Here is a 17948-nt window from a genome sequence, read left to right as displayed (position 1 = left end):
GCTATGTTCGTTTTAGGCCGTACAGATGACGAATAAGGTGTCGCTTTTACGGCTGAAACTCACGGACTTCCGCAACTATGCGGCGGCGTCGCTCGCGCTGGATGACCGTCACGTGGTGCTGACGGGTGACAACGGTTCCGGCAAGACCAATCTCCTGGAGGCCGTTTCGTTTTTGTCGCCCGGAAGGGGCCTGCGCCGCGCCACCCTGTCCGATGTGACGCGAGTGGGGGCGGAGGCCGCCGGTTTTTCGATTTTTGCGGATGTCGACGGCATGGACGGCGAGGTCGCCATCGGAACCGGGATCGAGGGTGACGGCGAGGTAGTGTCGCGCCGCCTGAGGCTGAACGGGACATCGGTGAAGTCGGTCGATGAATTGACGGATCATCTGCGGGTGCTGTGGCTGACGCCTGCCATGGATGGGCTTTTTACCGGTTCATCCTCGGATCGCCGGCGTTTTCTCGATCGGTTGGTGCTCTCGCTCGATCCTGCGCATGGACGGCGGGCAAGCGACTTCGAAAAGGCCATGCGCGGCCGCAACCGTCTGCTTTCGGAAGGCCGTTTCGATCCGGTCTGGCTGGACGGTATCGAGAAGCAGATGGCGGAACTCGGCATTTCCATGGCGCTCGCGCGCTATGAAATGTTGGGTCTTTTGAAGAGCCTCATCGAAGGCCGTTCCGGCAATGCTGCCTTCCCCTCGGCGGCGCTGGCGCTCTCGGGTTTCATGGACGACACGCTCAACCGGCCGGCTGTCGATCTGGAAGACGAGTATAGGCTTACGCTGCGCGAAGGCCGGTATCGAGACGCGGCGGCAGGCCGCACGCTTGATGGGCCGCACCGTGTCGATCTGTTCGTGCGCCATGCGGAAAAGAACATGGAGGCAGAGCGTTGCTCGACTGGAGAACAGAAGGCACTGCTGGTGGGATTGGTGCTTGCGCATGCCCAGCTCACCGCCAACATGACCGGCCATGCGCCGGTTCTGCTGCTCGACGAAATTGCCGCGCATCTGGATGAGGGCAGGCGGGCGGCTCTGTTCGATCTCATTCACGCGCTCGGTGGTCAGAGTTTCATGACCGGAACGGATGCGGCAATGTTCTCCGCCCTTGGCGACAGGGCGCAATTCTTCAATGTCTCCCACGGGGGCATCACGGCATGACGGCGAAAAAATGGAGTGCGACATGGACCCGCTGAGCCCGGACGAAATCGAACGCTACAAGCGCCATATTCTCTTGCCGGAAATCGGCGGTGCCGGGCAGCAGCGTCTGAAGGCCGCGCGGGTGCTGGTAATCGGGGCTGGTGGCCTCGGCGCGCCTGTCCTTCATTATCTTGCTGCAGCCGGTGTTGGCACGCTTGGCCTGATCGATGACGACGTGGTCTCCCTTTCCAATCTCCAGCGGCAGGTGATCCACGATACCGGCACGATCGGTGAGCTGAAAACGGCAAGCGCCCGCGCAGCCATCGCCCGGCTCAACCCGCATGTGCGTACCCTTGTTTTTGAGGAGCGTTTTTCGCAGGTCTGGGCGCACACCCATCTGCCATCCTTCGATCTCCTTATCGACGGTTCTGATAATTTCGACACACGTTATGCCGCTGCCGATGCCGCAGAGGCTGCTAAAAGGCCGCTGGTAACGGGCGCTGTCGGCCGTTTCGATGGTTCGGTAACGGTGCTCAAACCCTATGAGGCGGGTGCCGATGGTAATCTGCTGCCGGGGTATCGCGATCTGTTTCCCGAGCCACCGCCGCAGGGGCTTATTCCGAATTGCGCGGAAACGGGCATCGTCGGCGCTTTGACCGGCGTGATCGGCACGATCATGGCCATGGAGGCCATCAAGGTGATCACCGCTGCCGGCGAGCCATTGGTCGGCCGCCTGCTTCTCTATGACGCCCTGTCGGCCCGCTTCGAAACCGTGCGTTACAAGCGCCGCCCTGCTGGAAAAAAAACATGACCGAGATCACAAGGATTGGCGAAGAATTCGAGCGCTGGCAGGAGCTGCTGGCCCTTATCATGTCGTCCTTCGCCTATATGGACGGCGTCATCGACCCACCATCGTCCGCTCACCGTTTGACGCTCGAAAATCTCGCGGAGAAGGCGAGAGCGGAGACCGCTTTCGTGGCGCTGGATGGTGATGAGATTGTTGGCTGCCTGTTTTGCCGGCAGGAACCACCGGCCTGCCTTTACGTCGGCAAGCTGTGCGTCTCCCTGAGAGCGCAGGGCAAAGGCACCGGCAAAATGCTTCTGGAACGGGCCGAAGCATTGGCCCGCGAATTGGCGTTACCGGCGCTGCGGCTGGAAACGCGTATCGAGCTTGTCGGCAACCACGCGAAATTCGCCGCCTGGGGTTTCATCAAAACCGCTGAAAACGCCCATCCGGGTTACGACCGCACGACTTCGATTGAAATGACGAAATTCCTCGGCTGAGACGGCTCAATTTTTGATCCGCTTAAAAGCCTGCTTCTCCCTCCCACGTCACGAGCAGACACGGCTTGTCTGAACCGGTTCAGTTCCGCCCCGGCAGCACCCGGTTCGGCGGTCGGTGTCCGTCGAAAAGCGTGCGGATATTGATGATGACCTTGTCACCCATCTCGATGCGTCCCTCGATCGTTGCCGAACCCATATGCGGAAGCAGCACGACCTTGCCTTCTCTCGCGAGCTTGATGAGCTTGGGATTGATTGCGGGCTCGTTCTCGTAGACATCGAGACCGGCTCCGGCGATCTTTCCGTCGCGCAGGCACTGGATCATTGCCGCCTCATCGATGATATCGCCGCGCGCCGTGTTGACGATGTAGCTTGTCGGCTGCATCAGAGCGAGCCGTCGTGCCGAGATCAGGTGATAGGTCGCAGGTGTGGAGGGGCAATTGACGGAAACAATATCCACCCGCGCCAGCATCTGGTCGAGGCTGTCCCAATAGGTTGCCTCAAGCTCCGCTTCCGTCGCCGGGTTGACGCGTTTGCGGTTGTGATAGTGTATGGAGAGGCCGAAAGCCTTGGCGCGCCGCGCAACTGCCGTACCGATACGGCCCATGCCCACAATGCCGATGCGTTTGCCGGAAATGCGCCGTCCCAGCATCCAGGTCGGCGACCAGCCCAGCCATTCGTCGGCGCCATTGGCAAGCACGCGCGTGCCTTCGATCAGGCGGCGCGGCACGGCCAGCACCAGCGCCATGGTGATATCGGCGCTGTCTTCGGTCAGCACATTGGGCGTGTTGGTCACTGTGATGCCCTTTCGGGCGGCCGCGTCCACATCCACATGGTCTATGCCGTTGGAAAAGCTTGCGATCAGCTTCAGTTGCGGCCCTGCTTTCTCAATCATGGCGGCGGTGATGCGGTCCGTGACCGTCGGCACCAGAACGTCGACCCGCTGCATGGCGGCCACAAGCTCTTCCTCGCGGCGCTGCGTATCGTCGATATTCAGTTCGGCATCGAAGAGTTCCCGCATTCTAGTTTCGACGACGTCAGGCAATTTGCGGGTGATATAGACTGTCGGTCTCTTCTTGTGGGTCATCGTTTGCCGCTGCCTTGTTCAGAAGTCATTAACCAGAAAGAGCGATAATTTCTTTCAATCAGGGCGTTTCTACCAGACCCACCGGCGAAGACAAATAAAACTCGCCGAAGCTTGAGGCGTGTGGAAACGAGCCTCCTCGAATTTAATCCGGTTTGCAGAAGGCAGGAAACGGAAATGGGCATGCGCAGTGTGGTTTCTATGGTTTGCATTGCATTGTCTCTGGGCCTCTTTGGTGTGGCGAACGAGGCCATGGCGCAAGGCGCTGCCAAAGGCGCAAGCGGCCTGCCTTTGCCGCGTTTTGTCAGCCTGAAATCCAAGCGCGTCAACATGCGCATCGGACCCAGCACGGATTATGCCGTTTCCTGGATGTATATGAAATCGGGAATGCCGGTTGAAATCATTCAGGAATATGAGAACTGGCGGCGCATCCGCGATGCCGATGGCACGGAAGGCTGGGTTAACCAGGCGCTGCTTTCCGGTGAGCGCACGGCAGTCGCCGCGCCGTGGATGCGCGGCAAGGGCAAGGATGTCTACGTGAACATGCGCCGCGACGCACAATCGGGCGCCTCCGTCATCGCCCGGCTGGAGCCGGGTGTCGTCTTCAGGATCGGTGAATGCAACGGCGACTGGTGCCGCGCCGAGGCCGGTCAGGCCTCAGGCTGGGTGTCGCAGGGTGAAATCTGGGGTGCTTATCCCGGCGAGGCCTTTAAATAAGGCCGTTTTTCTCGCCCAGCGCCTTGAGCGATGACATCGGACGCGGCCCGACCTGCTGAATGACGGCAGCAGCAGCAAGGCAGCCGAGTTTGCCGCAGTCTTCCAGAGACCGATCCTGCGTGTAACCGAACAGGAAGCCGGCGGCGAAAAGATCGCCGGCACCCGTTGTGTCGACCACGTCATACACCGGATAGGCTTCTACCTTCACGCGTTCCGTGCCGCGCAGGATAACGGCGCCTTCTTCGCTCATCGTTACCGCTGCGATCTTGCAATCGGCAGCGATTTTCGTCAGCGCCAGCTCGAAATCGTCGGTTTCATAGAGCGAGAGAGCTTCCTTCTTGTTGGCGAAAACGATGTCCACGGTGCCGGAACGCATCAGGTCGAGAAATTCTTCGCGGTATCGGCCAACGCAGAAACTGTCTGAAAGCGTCATGGAGACTTCACGGCCGTTCTCATGCGCAATGCGGGCGCAATCGCGAATGGCATCCTTGGCGCGCGGCGGATCCCACAGGTAACCTTCGAAATAGGTGACCTTCGTGTTCGCCACGACGTCTTCTTCTACATCTTCCGGACCGAGATCGACGCAGGCGCCGAGATAGGTGTTCATCGAGCGCTCACCGTCTTCCGTGACGAAGATCATCGAGCGGGCAGTCGGCGGAAACGTGCCTTCCGGCTTCGTTTCGAAATAGACGCCCTGCGCGCGGATATCGTGCTGGAAGATTTCGCCGAGCTGATCTTCGGCCACCTTGCCGAAATAAGCCGCCCTGCCACCGAAATTCGCCACGCCCGCCGCCGTGTTGCCCGCACTTCCGCCGGAGGCCTCGAGAGCCGGTCCCATCAGCGAATAGAGCAGTTCGGCCCGCTCCGCGTCGATGAGGTTCATCGCGCCTTTGGTGATGGCGTTATCATTGAGGAAGCGATCATCACAACGGGAAATGATGTCGACGATGGCATTGCCGACAGTCAGTACGTCGAATTTCGTCATAGGCCCTATCCGGTTTGCAGGGTGCACATTTTCGAACGGTCTTAAACAATTCTGGCGGCAAGAAAAGCCCAAAGGGAAAATATGCGGTTCTCTACCAGAGACAGAAACGCGTCATGTGCCTGTAATGTGGTTAAGCTATCACTCCGATCAGAGCAAACGGTGCGTGAATACGGACCAGAATAGAAGACATGAGGTCTTCTGGCTCACCCGTTATCTCCGTCACGGATGTACTGACGGCGTATAACGGATATGACAAAAGGCGGGGGAAACCCCGCTTTTTCTTTTGGTCCACCTTTGCTGCGCCTCTTTCTAGAGTGCCGCAAGCAGGTTTTCATTATAGACGGTACTCGAAAAACCGACCGCAGCGCCACTTGATCCAGTGACCGGTTTTGAGGGGCTTTCTGCAAAAATACCTGACGGAGCTACGTCGCGTATTGAATGAAACATCGGGGTGCAGCGTTTTCGCGATTCCATTCCCTTGGAAAAGGCTCTAAAGCGGAGTATCTCCCGCAAAAGCCGCGAAAGCTCTCCCTCCATGTCTGCCGTTGCCGCGAACGTCGCTCCGATTTTCATTCTTATCCTGATCGGCTGGCTCACCGTCAAGGCCGGCTTGTTCAGAGCTGATGCCGGTGAGATTCTCAGCGATTTCGTGTTCAAGATCGCCGTGCCGACTTTGATCTTCCGCACTCTTGCGGAGGCGAATTTTCATGGCGCATCGCCCTTCCGGCTGTGGCTGACCTATTTCGCCGGCGTGGCCGTAACCTGGACGGTTGGGCATATCGTCACGCGGTACATCTTCAATCAGGATAGTCGCATCGCCGTCATAGCCGGTATATCCTCGGCCTTTGCTAACAATATCTTCATCGGCCTGCCGCTCGTCGGGCGATCCATCGGGGATGAGGGGCTGGTCGCCCTCTCCATTCTGCTGGCCATCCATCTGCCGGTCATGATGATTGCCGGTACCATCTTGATGGAGAACGCCACGCATAAGGCGGTGGGCGGCGAAAAGCGCAGCATGGCTTCTGTCTTTAGGCAGGTCGGCCGCAACCTCATCACAAATCCGCTGGTGATCGGACTTTTCATCGGGCTTTCGACCAATGTTTCAGGCGTGACGCTCACGCCCATCCTCAAGACCGTGGTTGATCAGATCGCGTCCATGGCGGGACCGGCAGCGCTCATCTCGCTCGGTATGGCGCTGACGAAATACACCATTCGCGGTAATCTGGGGATTGCCGTCACCATGACGGTTTTCAAACTGCTGCTTCTGCCCGCCTGCGTGTGGGCCATGGGCCATGCTCTCGGCCTCAGCCGGGAATGGACAGCTGCCCTCGTGCTCACCTCGTCGGTGCCGACAGGGGTGAATGCATGGCTGATCGCCAACCGCTTCGGCATCGGCCACAGCGTTGCGGCCTCCACCATCAGCATTTCCACGGCGACCGGTGTTCTTTCCGTGTCGCTGTGGGCATGGCTGTTGAGCTGATGATGCTCGAATTGCTTACTTCTGGGCGCTCAGGATCTTGAAGCGCGCGTTGCGGCATACCTCGGCGCTGGTGCGGAATTCCGCCGCCAGCACCGGCTCATAGGGCATGCCGCGATTGGCGACCATCAGCAGCTTTCCACCGTTGCGAAGCGCGCCGGCAGCCGTCTTGATAAAGGCCTGACCGAGAGCGGGTTCTGCCGCCTGTCCTGCCGCGTGGAAAGGCGGGTTCATGATGATGAGGTCGTATTTTTCTTTCGGCGGCTCGTTTGCAAGGTCCTGCCAGAAGAAGCGCGCCGTCAGTCGCGGATTGTTTTCAAGAAGATTGGTCTTGGCGAATTCGAGCGCGTTCCAGTCCGCTTCGAAAAGATCGATACGCGCCGTGCGCGGCGATTTTTCCGCCAGCATGACCGAGAGATAACCCCAGCCTGCGCCGAAATCGGCGGCGTTGCCGTCAAAGTCGGTCGGTAGGCGCGAGGCGAGCAGCTCCGAGCCATCGTCCACGCGGTCATGCGAGAACATCCCGGGCATGGCGGTGAAACGGCCAGCAACCGTAACGGAATGTTGCGCGAGTTTCGACACGGCAGATGCAACGTCTTCCGGCCGTTTGAACCAGAGGGCGACGCCGTGGTACTTCGGCGTCGATTCCGCCTCGATGCCAAGCTTTGCCAGCGTCTTGCGCAGCGTCAGAATGCCGTCTTCTTTCGATCCCGCCGCCACGATCAACCCACCCGCCTTGACGCGAGAGAGCGCTTCAGCGACGCGGTTTTCGTTCTCGCCGCGATGTTTGCCGCAAAGCAGCAACGCCGCATCGTAGTCCTCGCCGGAAATATCCGGCGTGACCTCTGCGTTCTGCGCCTGAAGAGCCCGGTAAAGCGGTCGAAAATTCTGAACCGAGACGATGTCAGCGTTAAAACCGTCTAGCCGCGGGCCGGCTTCCGCTCCCAGAAACAGAACGCGCTCGCCCTCTTTCGGCAAGTCGAGCATCTCTGCGGCAAAGGGATGGAAAAGGGTTTTAACAGCATCACGGCTCATTGGAGCGTCCTCAAGATGGAATAGAAAAAAGGCGCGGGCAAAACCCGCGCCTCGATAGGGTCTGGCGAGGCTGCCTTACTCGGCAGCGGCTTCGCCATCTTCCTTCTTCTTGTCTGCGGCAACTTCCTTGCCGGTTGCCTGGTCGACAACCTTCATGGACAGGCGAACCTTGCCACGCTCGTCGAAGCCCATCAGCTTGACCCAGACCTTGTCGCCTTCCTTGACGACGTCGGAGGTCTTGGCGACACGCTCGGAAGCGAGCTGCGAGATGTGAACGAGGCCGTCGCGGGCGCCGAAGAAGTTGACGAAAGCGCCGAAGTCAGCGGTCTTGACGACCGTACCTTCGTAGATCTGGCCGACTTCCGGTTCTGCAACGATCGAATGGATCCACTTGCGGGCCGCTTCGATTTCCTTGCCGGAAGCAGAAGCGATCTTGACGGTGCCATCGTCTTCGATGTTGATCTTGGCGCCGGTCTTTTCGACGATTTCGCGGATGACCTTGCCGCCCGAACCGATGACTTCACGGATCTTGTCGACCGGAATGTTCATCACTTCGATGCGCGGTGCGAATTCGCCAAGCTGGCCGCGGCTCTCGGTGATGGCATTCGCCATTTCGCCGAGGATGTGCTTGCGGCCACCCTGTGCCTGCTCCAGAGCGATCTTCATGATCTCTTCGGTGATACCGGCGATCTTGATGTCCATCTGCAGCGAGGTGATGCCGTCGGCAGTACCTGCAACCTTGAAGTCCATGTCGCCGAGGTGATCTTCGTCACCCAGGATGTCGGAGAGAACCGCAAAGCGCTCGCCTTCGAGGATAAGGCCCATGGCGATACCGGCAACTGGCTTGGCCAGCGGTACGCCAGCGTCCATCAGTGCGAGCGAGGTGCCGCAAACCGTTGCCATCGACGAAGAGCCGTTGGACTCGGTGATTTCGGAAACGACGCGCAGCGTGTAGGGGAACTGTTCCGCAGTCGGCAGCATCGGACGGATAGCGCGCCATGCGAGCTTGCCGTGACCGATTTCGCGACGGCCCGGGGAACCCATACGGCCCGTTTCACCGACCGAGTAGGGCGGGAAGTTGTAATGCAAAAGGAAACGTTCCTTGTACATGCCGGTCAGGCTGTCGACATACTGTTCGTCTTCGCCGGTGCCGAGCGTCGCAACAACGATCGCCTGGGTTTCACCACGGGTGAACAGCGCCGAGCCGTGCGTACGCGGCAGGATGCCAACTTCCGAAACGATCGGACGAACGGTCGAGAGGTCGCGGCCATCGATGCGGCTCTTGGTGTCGAGAACGTTCCAGCGAACGATCTTCGCCTGAAGGTGCTTGAAGACAGCGCCGATTTCTTCAGGGCTATACTTCGCTTCGCCTTCTTCCGGCAGGAAGTGAGCCTTGACCTTCGCCTTTACGGCGTCGACGGCGGCGTAACGGGCAGCCTTTTCGGTGATCTTGTAGGCGGTGCGCAGTTCGGTTTCGGCAAGGCCGAGCATTTCGTTTTCGAGCGCGGAGAAATCTTCCGGTTCGAATTCGCGCGGTTCCTTGGCGGCAACTTCAGCGAGCTTGATGATCGCGTCGATAACCGGCTGGAAGCCGCGATGGCCGAACATGACGGCGCCAAGCATGACGTCTTCGTTGAGTTCCTTGGCTTCCGACTCCACCATCAGGACGGCGTCCTGCGTGCCGGCAACAACCAGATCCAGAACCGATTCATCCATCTCATCAAGATGCGGGTTCAGAACATATTCGCCGTTGATGTAACCAACGCGCGCGCCGCCGACCGGGCCCATGAAAGGAATGCCAGACAGTGTGAGCGCAGCGGATGCGGCAACCATCGACAGAACGTCCGGGTCATTTTCGAGGTCGTGCTGAATGACCGTTACGACAACCTGCGTGTCGTTCTTGTAGCCTTCAGGAAACAGCGGGCGGATCGGGCGGTCGATCAGGCGGGAAACCAGCGTTTCCTTTTCCGACGGACGGCCTTCGCGCTTGAAATAGCCGCCGGGGATCTTGCCGGCTGCGTAGGTCTTTTCCTGGTAGTTCACGGTGAGCGGAAAGAAGTCCTGTCCAGGCTTCGGAGACTTTGCGGAAACCACCGTCGCAAGAACCATCGTCTCGCCGTAGGTTGCGATGACGGCGCCGTCAGCCTGACGGGCAACCTTGCCTGTCTCGAGCTTCAGCGGGCGGCCAGCCCATTCGATTTCCACGGAGTGTTTATTGAACATATCTTGTCCTTGTTTGTGTATGCCCGCCTTGCGAGGGGGCAACGAACGACGCAATCACGGGCAAGACAGCCGGAGGCTTTCAAGGTGCAAGCATCCGGCAATCCTGCCCCATGACAGGTCTGCGGTTGAAAAGGCTGCACCGGCCCATCCGGGGCTGCCTTATCGTCCGGGGGCCACATCTATGGCGAACGCCCGGAAATTGAAGATGACCTTCAAAAGGCCAGATATAAAAACCGGCGGGTATCGTTGCGAAACCCGCCGGATAAGGTTTTAGCGGCGAATGCCGAGAGCACCGATCAGCTTGCTGTAACGGGCTTCGTCCTTCTTCTTCAGATAGTCGAGAAGCGAACGGCGGCTCGAAACCAGCGTCAGAAGGCCACGACGGGAGTGGTTGTCCTTCTTGTGGTCCTTGAAGTGACCGGTCAGGTTGTTGATCCGCTCGGTCAGAATAGCGACCTGAACTTCCGGAGAACCGGTGTCGCCTTCGTTCGTTGCATATTCCTTGATGAGGGCGGCTTTGCGCTCTGCAGTAATCGACATCGGACGATCCTTTCTATTTTAAGGAAAAATGGGACGCCTAGAGCCGGGATGTCGTCCAGCTCTGGCCATTCGGCAGCATAGGCAAAGCCCAAGCTGGCGCTGCCTATAAACTATTCCGGGTACAATTGAAAGAGGCGATTGACGCCGCCCCTCAAGGCTCGTCTCAACCGAAAACGCGCTTCGGCCGGAATTCGCCCTCGCCGATCTCGCCGATGGCAATGAGCTTGCCATGCGCAGTGGCATAGGCCTCCGGGTGATTGGCCGGCGCATCACGCCCGCGCAGCAGGATCGGATTGCCCATCTTCAGCCGGTGTGCCTGATCATCATTGATGATGAGGTGGGGAAGGGATGAAAGCGCTTCCGCCGTGTCGATCAGAAAAGCATCGAGCGCTTCAAGCCGCTCGTCGCGGTCTTCGATGGCTTCGAGCGCCGTCAAGGTTTCGAGCGGTACCATCATGTCCTCGCCGAATGGCGCGACCATGGTACGGCGCAATTGCGAAATATGACCGAAACAGCCGAGATCCCGGCCCATATCGCGCGCAAGCGCCCGCACATAGGTACCCTTGCCGCATTCCACTTCGAAATGAGCGGTGTCAGCGTCGGGGCAGGCGAGCAGCGTCAGACGGTGAATTTCCACCTCGCGCGCGGGAATCTCCACCGTTTCGCCTTCACGCGCCAGATCATAGGCCCGCTCACCGGCGATCTTGATGGCGGAAAACTGCGGCGGCGTCTGCATGATCACGCCGGTATAATTGGGCAGAATATCGCGGATCGCCTGTTCGTCCGGGCGCTGGTCGGAGGAGTTGACTACCTCCCCTTCCAGATCGTCGGTTGCGCGTTCTTCACCCCAGGTCACGGTAAACTCGTAGATTTTCCGGCCGTCCATGACGTAAGGAACGGTCTTGGTGGCGTCACCGAGGGCAATCGGCAGCATGCCGGACGCCAAGGGGTCGAGCGTTCCGGCGTGACCTGCCTTCTGGGCGTTGAACAGCCATTTGATCTTGGAAACGGCTTCGGTTGAGCCGAAATCGAGCGGCTTGTCGAGAATGAGCCAGCCCGAAATCGGGCGGCCCTTGGGTTTGCGGTTCTGCTGTTTGCGTGGTTTGGACATGCTTCAGTTCTGTTCGTCGTCTTTTTCGTTCGAAGGTCCCAGATCGCGCTGCACCTCCGGTGACCGCAGGAGTGCGTCGATCTTCTGATAGTTGTCGAAACTCGTATCGTCGCGGAAACGCAGTTCCGGCATGTACTTCATCTGCCGCAGCTGCGGGCCGAGGCGGCCGCGCATGAACTTGGCATGGCGGTTGAGCGCCGTGATGATGTCGGTATGATCCGCAACGCCAAGCGGCGTCACGTAAGCGGTCGCGATCTTGAGATCGGGAGACATGCGCACTTCCGAAATGGAAATGACGGTGCCTTCGATCAGATCGTCGCGGACTTCACCGCGCTGGAGAATTTGGGTCAGTGCGGCGCGCACCTGTTCGCCAACACGCAGCATGCGTTGCGAAGGGGCCGATGATGTTGCTTTTGCCATGGGTAATGCCTCAAACGGAGCGAGCGCCGGTGAAGCCGGCGCCCGACAGAAAAGTCCTGTTTTGCGGCGAGACGCTTAGAGCGTTCTCGTGATGTGTTCGACGCGGAAGCACTCGATGGTGTCGCCGGCGCGAATGTCTTCGTAATTCTCGAAGGCCATACCGCACTCCTGACCAACAGGCACTTCGTTGACTTCGTCCTTGAAGCGCTTGAGGGTCTTGAGCTTGCCTTCGTGGATGACGACGTTGTCGCGCACCAGACGCACACCCGCACCACGTTCCACCTTGCCCTCGACGACGCGGCAACCCGCGACCTTACCGACCTTGGTGATGTTGAACACCTCGAGGATTTCGGCATTGCCGAGGAAGGTCTCGCGACGTTCCGGCGAAAGCAGACCCGACATCGCCGCCTTCACGTCATCCACCAGATCGTAGATGATGTTGTAGTAGCGGATTTCGATACCGGCGCGTTCGGACGCCGTACGTGCCTGTGCGTTGGCGCGAACGTTGAAGCCGATGATCGCGGCGTTGGATGCCTCGGCAAGCGAGATATCCGATTCCGTGATGGCACCAGCACCAGAGTGAACGACACGAGCGCGGACTTCGTCTGTGCCGAGCTTGTCGAGCGAAGCGATAATGGCTTCGACCGAACCTTGCACGTCCGCCTTGATGACCAGCGGGAATTCCTTCAATCCCGAAGTCTGCAACTGGCTCATCATCTGTTCCAGCGAGCCACGCTGACCGGTCTGACGGGCAACAGCCTTGTCGCGTGCCAGACGCTGGCGGTATTCGGAGATCTCGCGAGCACGACCTTCGTTTTCGACAACCGCAAAACGGTCACCGGCCGACGGCGTACCGGAAAGGCCGAGGATTTCGACCGGCATGGCCGGACCGGCTTCCTTCACGTGGTCGCCCTTGTCGTTGACGAGCGCGCGCACACGGCCCCACTGATCGCCGGCAACGATGATCTGGCCGGGCTTCAGTGTACCCTTCTGCACGAGAACGGTCGCGACGGCACCACGTCCACGGTCCAGCTCGGCTTCGATGACCGTGCCTTCCGCGGTGCGGCTTGGATCCGCCTTGAGATCGAGGATTTCCGCCTGAAGCAGGATCGCTTCGAGCAGCTTGTCGAGGTTGAGCTTGTTCTTGGCCGACACTTCGACATCAAGAACTTCACCACCCATCGATTCCACGAACACTTCGTGCTGCAGCAGCTGCTGGCGAACCTTTTCAGGGTTTGCCTCGTGCTTGTCGATCTTGTTGATCGCAACGACGATCGGAACACCGGCCGCCTTCGCATGGTTGATTGACTCGATCGTCTGCGGCATCACGCTGTCGTCGGCTGCAACAACCAGCACGGCGATGTCGGTTGCCTGCGCACCACGGGCACGCATTGCCGTAAAGGCGGCGTGGCCGGGGGTGTCGATGAAGGTGATCTTCTGACCGTTCTTTTCGACCTGATAGGCGCCGATATGCTGGGTGATGCCACCGGCCTCGCCAGCAACGACATTCGCCTGACGGATAGCGTCGAGCAGCGAGGTCTTGCCGTGGTCGACGTGGCCCATGATGGTCACGACCGGCGGACGGGAAACCATCTCGCCTTCATCGTCAGCCTTGTTGAAGAGACCCTCTTCAACGTCGGATTCGGAAACGCGCTTGACCGTATGGCCGAATTCGACCGCGATCAGTTCCGCCAGATCGGCATCGATCACGTCGCCCGGCTTCAGCATCTGGCCTTCCTTCATCAGGAACTTGATGACGTCAACGGCGCGCTCGGACATACGCTGCGACAGTTCCTGAATGGTGATGGTTTCCGGCAGGATGACTTCGCGCAGAACCTTTTCGCGGGTTTCCTGCATCTGGCTGCGACGGAATTTCTCCTGGCGGCGGCGCATGGATGCCATCGAGCGGCCACGCGGCGTACCATCTTCTTCCAGATTGGCGGCGGTCACGGTCAGCTTGCCACGACGGCGCTCTTCTTCGGTCTTCAGGCGGGCTGCAGGCTTGGCCGGAACCGGAGCCACGACCTTGCCACGAGCCGGAAGGCTGCTGCCACGACGGACTGCGCCGCGATCGTCCTCGTCGTCGCCACCGGTGCGGCGTCCGCGGGGAGCGGCGGCATCGGGCGTGGCGGGAGCGGAACGGGGAGCAACAGGCTGGGGACGGGCGTCAGCGCGTGGCGCCGGCGCAGCGGTCGCAGCCGGCTTTTCGCCGGACAGATCGGATTTCGCTTCCGTAACAGGCTGGCTCGCAGCGATCTTTGCCGCCGCAGCCTCTTCGGCAGCGCGGTTTTCGGCTTCGATCTTTTCAGCGGCGATGCGTTGTTCTTCTTCCACCTTGCGGCGGGCTTCGTCTTCGGCGCGCTGCTTGGCTTCGATAACATCGCGAGCCTGCGCTTCTATCAGCGCACGGCGGCGGGCTTCCATCTCGCCTGCGGACAGGTCGTGCAGAACGTTGCCGCGCGGACGGTCAGGCTGACGCTGCTGCGGTGCAGACGAGCCGGGGCGCTGCTGCGAATGGGAAGAACCCGGACGCTGCTGTTGGTTGCTCGGCTGTTGAATGCGTTGCTGTGGGGCCTGCGGACGCGGTGCCGAAGGGGCAGGCGCTGCCGGCTTCGGCGCCGGAGCTGCCGCCACGACAGGCTGAACCGGCTTCTCGTCTTCGGGACGCAGGGGGCGGCGCTTGCGTGTTTCCACGACAACCGCGTTGGTGCGACCTCGACCCATGTCCTGCCGCACGGTGCCCTGATTCATCCCGCCCGGTTTCAGGGTAAGAGTCTTCTTGGCCGGCGCATTGAGTGTCTTGTCGTCGTTGTTGTCGGTCATTCCGTTCCCGTTCCTACGGACGAGAACCGGATGACATCCATCAGGTCTCGTCGTTCAATTGCTGCATCGGAACGCGGCGGCCGTTCATGTTTGGCAACCGCGTCATTGTACTGTCCGGGCAGCGTCGCGTTCCGCCTCAGGCTGACCGCCAAGGCGGTACTGCTTAAGCATCTTTGCGCGCTTCACTACACCCTCACCCGCCTGCCCCGCAAGCGCGCAAGCATGGATAAAAGCATTCTGGCCCATCAACTCGTCCATTTCGGCTTCGCTAAAGAGCCGGAAGGACGGAATTTCATTGCCGGCATCGCTGCCGAGCTCCCAGGCCTTGCGGGCCTGGTCCAGTTTTCGCACGCCGTCTGCCGCGGCATCGGTTGCGTGGAACACGGCAATCGCATTCCCCGAACGGACGGCGGCATCGACTTTCGTCGCGCCGCTGATGAACTGACCCGCCTTGCGCGCCATGTTCATCATTCCGGCAAGCTGCTGCGACATCAGCCGGTCGAGAAGAGCGAGAAGCTCCGGCCCGGCCTTGACGTCGCGTTTGAGTGCCCGTGCGAAGATCTTCTTCGCGATGGCTTTCTCTATCAGGGCGCGCTCCGGCTTTACCCAGCATCCGCGCCCCGGCAATTGGCGTTTCAGGTCCGGAACGACGTTGCCGTCCGGCCCTGCGACGAAGCGGATCAACTCGTCTGGAGATCCGCTCTGCCTTGTTACAATGCACATACGTCCATTGACGTTGCCTTCCAGCCGCCCGTCCTCATCGGTTTCGGGCAGCTCGTCCGGCTCATGCACCTGCGATGTCATTCCTGTTCGGCGGTATCCGCCTCCTCAGTAGCTTCCGCATCGACTTCCTCTTCGGAAGCCAGATCCTCGGCCGTGATCCAGCCTGCCAGAAGACGGGCCTGCACAACCATGTTCTCAGCTTCGACGCGCGATACGTCGAGCTTGGAGAAGATGCCTTCGAACTTCTTCGTCTCGCCGTCCTTGCGTTCGCTCCAGCCGACCAGATCGTCTGCGGCGCAACCGGCAAAGTCCTCGATGGTCTTGATACCGTCTTCACCAAGGGCGACCATCATCTGCGAGGTCAGGCCTTCGATCTGGCGCAGCTCGTCGGCAACGCCGAGTTCCTTGCGCTTGGCGTCCATTTCGGCCTCCAGGCGTTCCAGATATTCGCGGGCGCGGGTCTGGATTTCATCGGCGGTATCATCGTCGAAGCCGTCGATCGAGGAAATTTCGCCAAGATCGACATAGGCAAGTTCTTCAACCTGCGCGAAGCCTTCGGAAGCCAGAACCTGACCAACCATCTCGTCAACGTCGAGGGCGTCCATGAAGAGTGCCGTGCGCTCGTTGAATTCCTTCTGGCGACGCTCGGATTCTTCCTGCTCGGTCATGATGTCGATATCCCAGCCGGTCAGCTGCGATGCCAGACGTACGTTCTGGCCGCGGCGGCCGATGGCGAGCGAAAGCTGCTCGTCGGGAACCACAACTTCGATGCGCTCGGATTCTTCATCCAGAACGACCTTGGCCACTTCAGCGGGCTGCAGAGCGTTGACGATGAAGGATGCCGGCTCCTGGCTCCACGGAATGATGTCGATCTTTTCGCCCTGCAATTCGCCGACAACGGCCTGAACGCGCGAACCGCGCATACCGACGCAGGCGCCGACCGGATCGATCGACGAGTCGTTCGAGATGACGGCGATCTTGGCGCGCGAACCGGGGTCACGGGCAACCGACTTGATCTGGATGATGCCGTCGTAGATTTCAGGAACTTCCATGGTGAACAGCTTCACCATGAACTGCGGATGTGTACGCGACAGGAAAATCTGCGGGCCACGCTGCTCGCGGCGAACGTCGTAGACGTAAGCGCGTACACGGTCGCCATAACGCATGTTTTCCCGCGGAATCATCTCGTCGCGACGGATGATGCCTTCGCCACGGCCCAGATCGACGATGACATTGCCGTACTCGACGCGCTTGACGGTGCCGTTGACGATTTCGCCGATGCGATCCTTGAACTCGTCATACTGACGGTCGCGTTCTGCTTCGCGCACCTTCTGAACGATGACCTGCTTGGCGGACTGTGCGGCGATACGGCCGAAATCCATCGGCGGCAGCGGATCGGCGATGAAATCGCCGAGCTTGGCGTCCGGGTTGCGGTCGCGGGCAAGTTCGAGCGGAATCTGGGTCGAATAGTCTTCGGCCGTCTCTACCACTTCCAGAAGACGCTGCAGGCGGATTTCGCCGGTCTTGGAGTTGATGTCGGCGCGAATGTTGGTTTCCGAACCATAGCGCGAGCGGGCGGCTTTCTGGATAGCGTCGGCCATTGCGGCAAGCACGATTTCGCGGTCGATGACCTTTTCGCGCGCCACAGCGTCGGCGATCTGCAGAAGCTCAAGCCGGTTAGCACTCACTGCCATTTTTTTGTCTCCGTAAGTCGCATAATTGCGGGGATCACCCGTTTTCCGGGCTTTTACGTTGGAATTAGTCTTCGTCTGCTTCGTTTTCGTCGTTCTGGTTTGCGGCGGCGGCCTTTGCCGCCTTGTCTGCCCGCAGCGCATCACGAATAAGGTCGTCCGTCAGAATGAGCTTCGCATCTGAAAGCGCGCTGAACGGAATGGTGACTGTCGGTTCGTCGCCATAGGCGATCTGGTCGCGTTCCAGCTTGAAGCCGTCCGCATCCACCTCGACGATCTTGCCGCGAAACCGCTTGCGGTTTTCGACCAGAATGGAGGTTTCGGCCTTCACCAGATGGCCCTGCCAACGGGTGAAATCCGACTTGCGAACCATCGGCCGGTCGATGCCGGGCGAGGAAACTTCGAGATGATACGCCTTATCGACCGGATCTTCCACATCAAGAACCGGTGAAATCGCCATTGACACGGCTTCGCAGCCCTCGACGGTCATGGTGCCGTCTTCCCGCTCGGCCATCACCTGCAGGGTCATGCCGTTCTGGTTGGAGAGCCGCACGCGCACCAGAAGATATCCCATGCCCGTCAAAACAGGCTCGATGATTTCGGCGATGCGCTGGTCGATTCCCGTTTCGGTTATCAGTCGCGGTTCATGTACGGTGTCTGCCATCTGGCCTTCCGGTCTTTAGATTTTCACCGGGCGCTCAGCCCG

Annotated in this window: 16 protein-coding genes; 5 read left to right on the top strand and 11 right to left on the bottom strand. The window is 59.8% G+C overall.

All coding sequences use genetic code 11. The features are described from left to right. Positions 1-25: 25 nt before the first annotated feature. The 3 genes from recF to F617_RS0104690 are packed head-to-tail and all read left to right on the top strand — an operon-like array spanning position 26 to position 2416. The gene (recF, locus tag F617_RS0104700; RefSeq protein ID WP_013635217.1) at positions 26-1153 is read left to right on the top strand and encodes a DNA replication/repair protein RecF; all 1128 of its coding nucleotides are present in this window, start codon (positions 26-28) and stop codon (positions 1151-1153) included. Positions 1154-1175: 22 nt separating this feature from the next. Further along, positions 1176-1943, top strand: a complete 768-nt coding sequence (locus F617_RS0104695; protein ID WP_019564570.1) for a molybdopterin-synthase adenylyltransferase MoeB — start codon at positions 1176-1178, stop codon at positions 1941-1943. Further along, positions 1940-2416 carry a GNAT family N-acetyltransferase gene (locus F617_RS0104690; RefSeq protein ID WP_019564569.1) on the top strand — a complete coding sequence of 159 codons (477 nt, stop codon included), beginning with the start codon at positions 1940-1942 and terminating at the stop codon, positions 2414-2416. Before F617_RS0104695 ends, F617_RS0104690 begins: the two co-directional genes overlap by 4 nt. Positions 2417-2495: 79 nt before the next feature. Here F617_RS0104690 and F617_RS0104685 read toward each other — a convergent pair whose 3' ends face one another. Beyond that, positions 2496-3500, bottom strand: coding sequence for a D-glycerate dehydrogenase (locus tag F617_RS0104685; protein ID WP_003514267.1), 1005 nt, complete (start codon positions 3498-3500; stop codon positions 2496-2498). 180 nt (positions 3501-3680) lie between these two features. On the opposite strand from F617_RS0104685, the gene F617_RS0104680 reads away from it, so the two are divergent. After that, complete coding sequence (locus F617_RS0104680; RefSeq protein ID WP_003514268.1) at positions 3681-4214, top strand: SH3 domain-containing protein; 534 nt, start codon at positions 3681-3683, stop codon at positions 4212-4214. On the opposite strand, the gene F617_RS0104675 is transcribed toward F617_RS0104680, so the two are convergent. Next, positions 4207-5199, bottom strand: coding sequence for an adenosine kinase (locus F617_RS0104675; protein ID WP_019564567.1), 993 nt, complete (start codon positions 5197-5199; stop codon positions 4207-4209). The two genes, F617_RS0104680 and F617_RS0104675, sit on opposite strands and share 8 nt — an antisense overlap. Positions 5200-5734: 535 nt before the next feature. Here F617_RS0104675 and F617_RS0104670 point away from each other — a divergent pair. Continuing rightward, entirely contained in the window at positions 5735-6679 is a 945-nt protein-coding gene (locus F617_RS0104670) for an AEC family transporter (protein ID WP_019564566.1), read from the top strand. 15 nt (positions 6680-6694) lie between these two features. On the opposite strand, the gene F617_RS0104665 is transcribed toward F617_RS0104670, so the two are convergent. The 9 genes from F617_RS0104665 to rimP all read right to left on the bottom strand — a co-directional run bounded on the left by F617_RS0104665 (position 6695) and on the right by rimP (position 17906). Continuing rightward, positions 6695-7711 carry a class I SAM-dependent methyltransferase gene (locus F617_RS0104665; protein WP_003514275.1) on the bottom strand — a complete coding sequence of 339 codons (1017 nt, stop codon included), beginning with the start codon at positions 7709-7711 and terminating at the stop codon, positions 6695-6697. 75 nt (positions 7712-7786) lie between these two features. Beyond that, on the bottom strand, positions 7787-9934 hold the full coding sequence (gene pnp / locus F617_RS0104660; RefSeq protein ID WP_003514278.1) for a polyribonucleotide nucleotidyltransferase: 2148 nt from the start codon (positions 9932-9934) through the stop codon (positions 7787-7789). Between the two features lie 270 nt (positions 9935-10204). Continuing rightward, the gene (gene rpsO / locus F617_RS0104655; protein ID WP_003514294.1) at positions 10205-10474 is read right to left on the bottom strand and encodes a 30S ribosomal protein S15; all 270 of its coding nucleotides are present in this window, start codon (positions 10472-10474) and stop codon (positions 10205-10207) included. A gap of 163 nt (positions 10475-10637) precedes the next feature. Beyond that, positions 10638-11585, bottom strand: coding sequence for a tRNA pseudouridine(55) synthase TruB (truB, locus tag F617_RS0104650; protein ID WP_003514295.1), 948 nt, complete (start codon positions 11583-11585; stop codon positions 10638-10640). Positions 11586-11588: 3 nt separating this feature from the next. After that, positions 11589-12005, bottom strand: a complete 417-nt coding sequence (gene rbfA / locus F617_RS0104645; protein WP_003507167.1) for a 30S ribosome-binding factor RbfA — start codon at positions 12003-12005, stop codon at positions 11589-11591. 75 nt (positions 12006-12080) lie between these two features. Next, a complete protein-coding gene (gene infB, locus F617_RS0104640) occupies positions 12081-14828 on the bottom strand; it encodes a translation initiation factor IF-2 (protein ID WP_013635224.1) in 2748 nt (915 codons plus the stop codon). Between the two features lie 102 nt (positions 14829-14930). Continuing rightward, a complete protein-coding gene (locus F617_RS0104635) occupies positions 14931-15632 on the bottom strand; it encodes an RNA-binding protein (protein ID WP_003514297.1) in 702 nt (233 codons plus the stop codon). Next, complete coding sequence (gene nusA / locus F617_RS0104630) at positions 15629-17245, bottom strand: transcription termination factor NusA (protein WP_003514298.1); 1617 nt, start codon at positions 17243-17245, stop codon at positions 15629-15631. The genes F617_RS0104635 and nusA overlap by 4 nt, the downstream gene beginning before the upstream one ends. Before the next feature lie 64 nt (positions 17246-17309). Further along, a complete protein-coding gene (gene rimP / locus F617_RS0104625; protein ID WP_003514299.1) occupies positions 17310-17906 on the bottom strand; it encodes a ribosome maturation factor RimP in 597 nt (198 codons plus the stop codon). Positions 17907-17948 lie beyond the last annotated feature (42 nt).

Origin of the sequence: Agrobacterium sp. 10MFCol1.1 (genome assembly GCF_000381165.1) — a bacterium.
GTDB lineage: Bacteria > Pseudomonadota > Alphaproteobacteria > Rhizobiales > Rhizobiaceae > Agrobacterium > Agrobacterium tumefaciens.
This window is presented reverse-complemented; position numbering and strand designations above follow the sequence as displayed.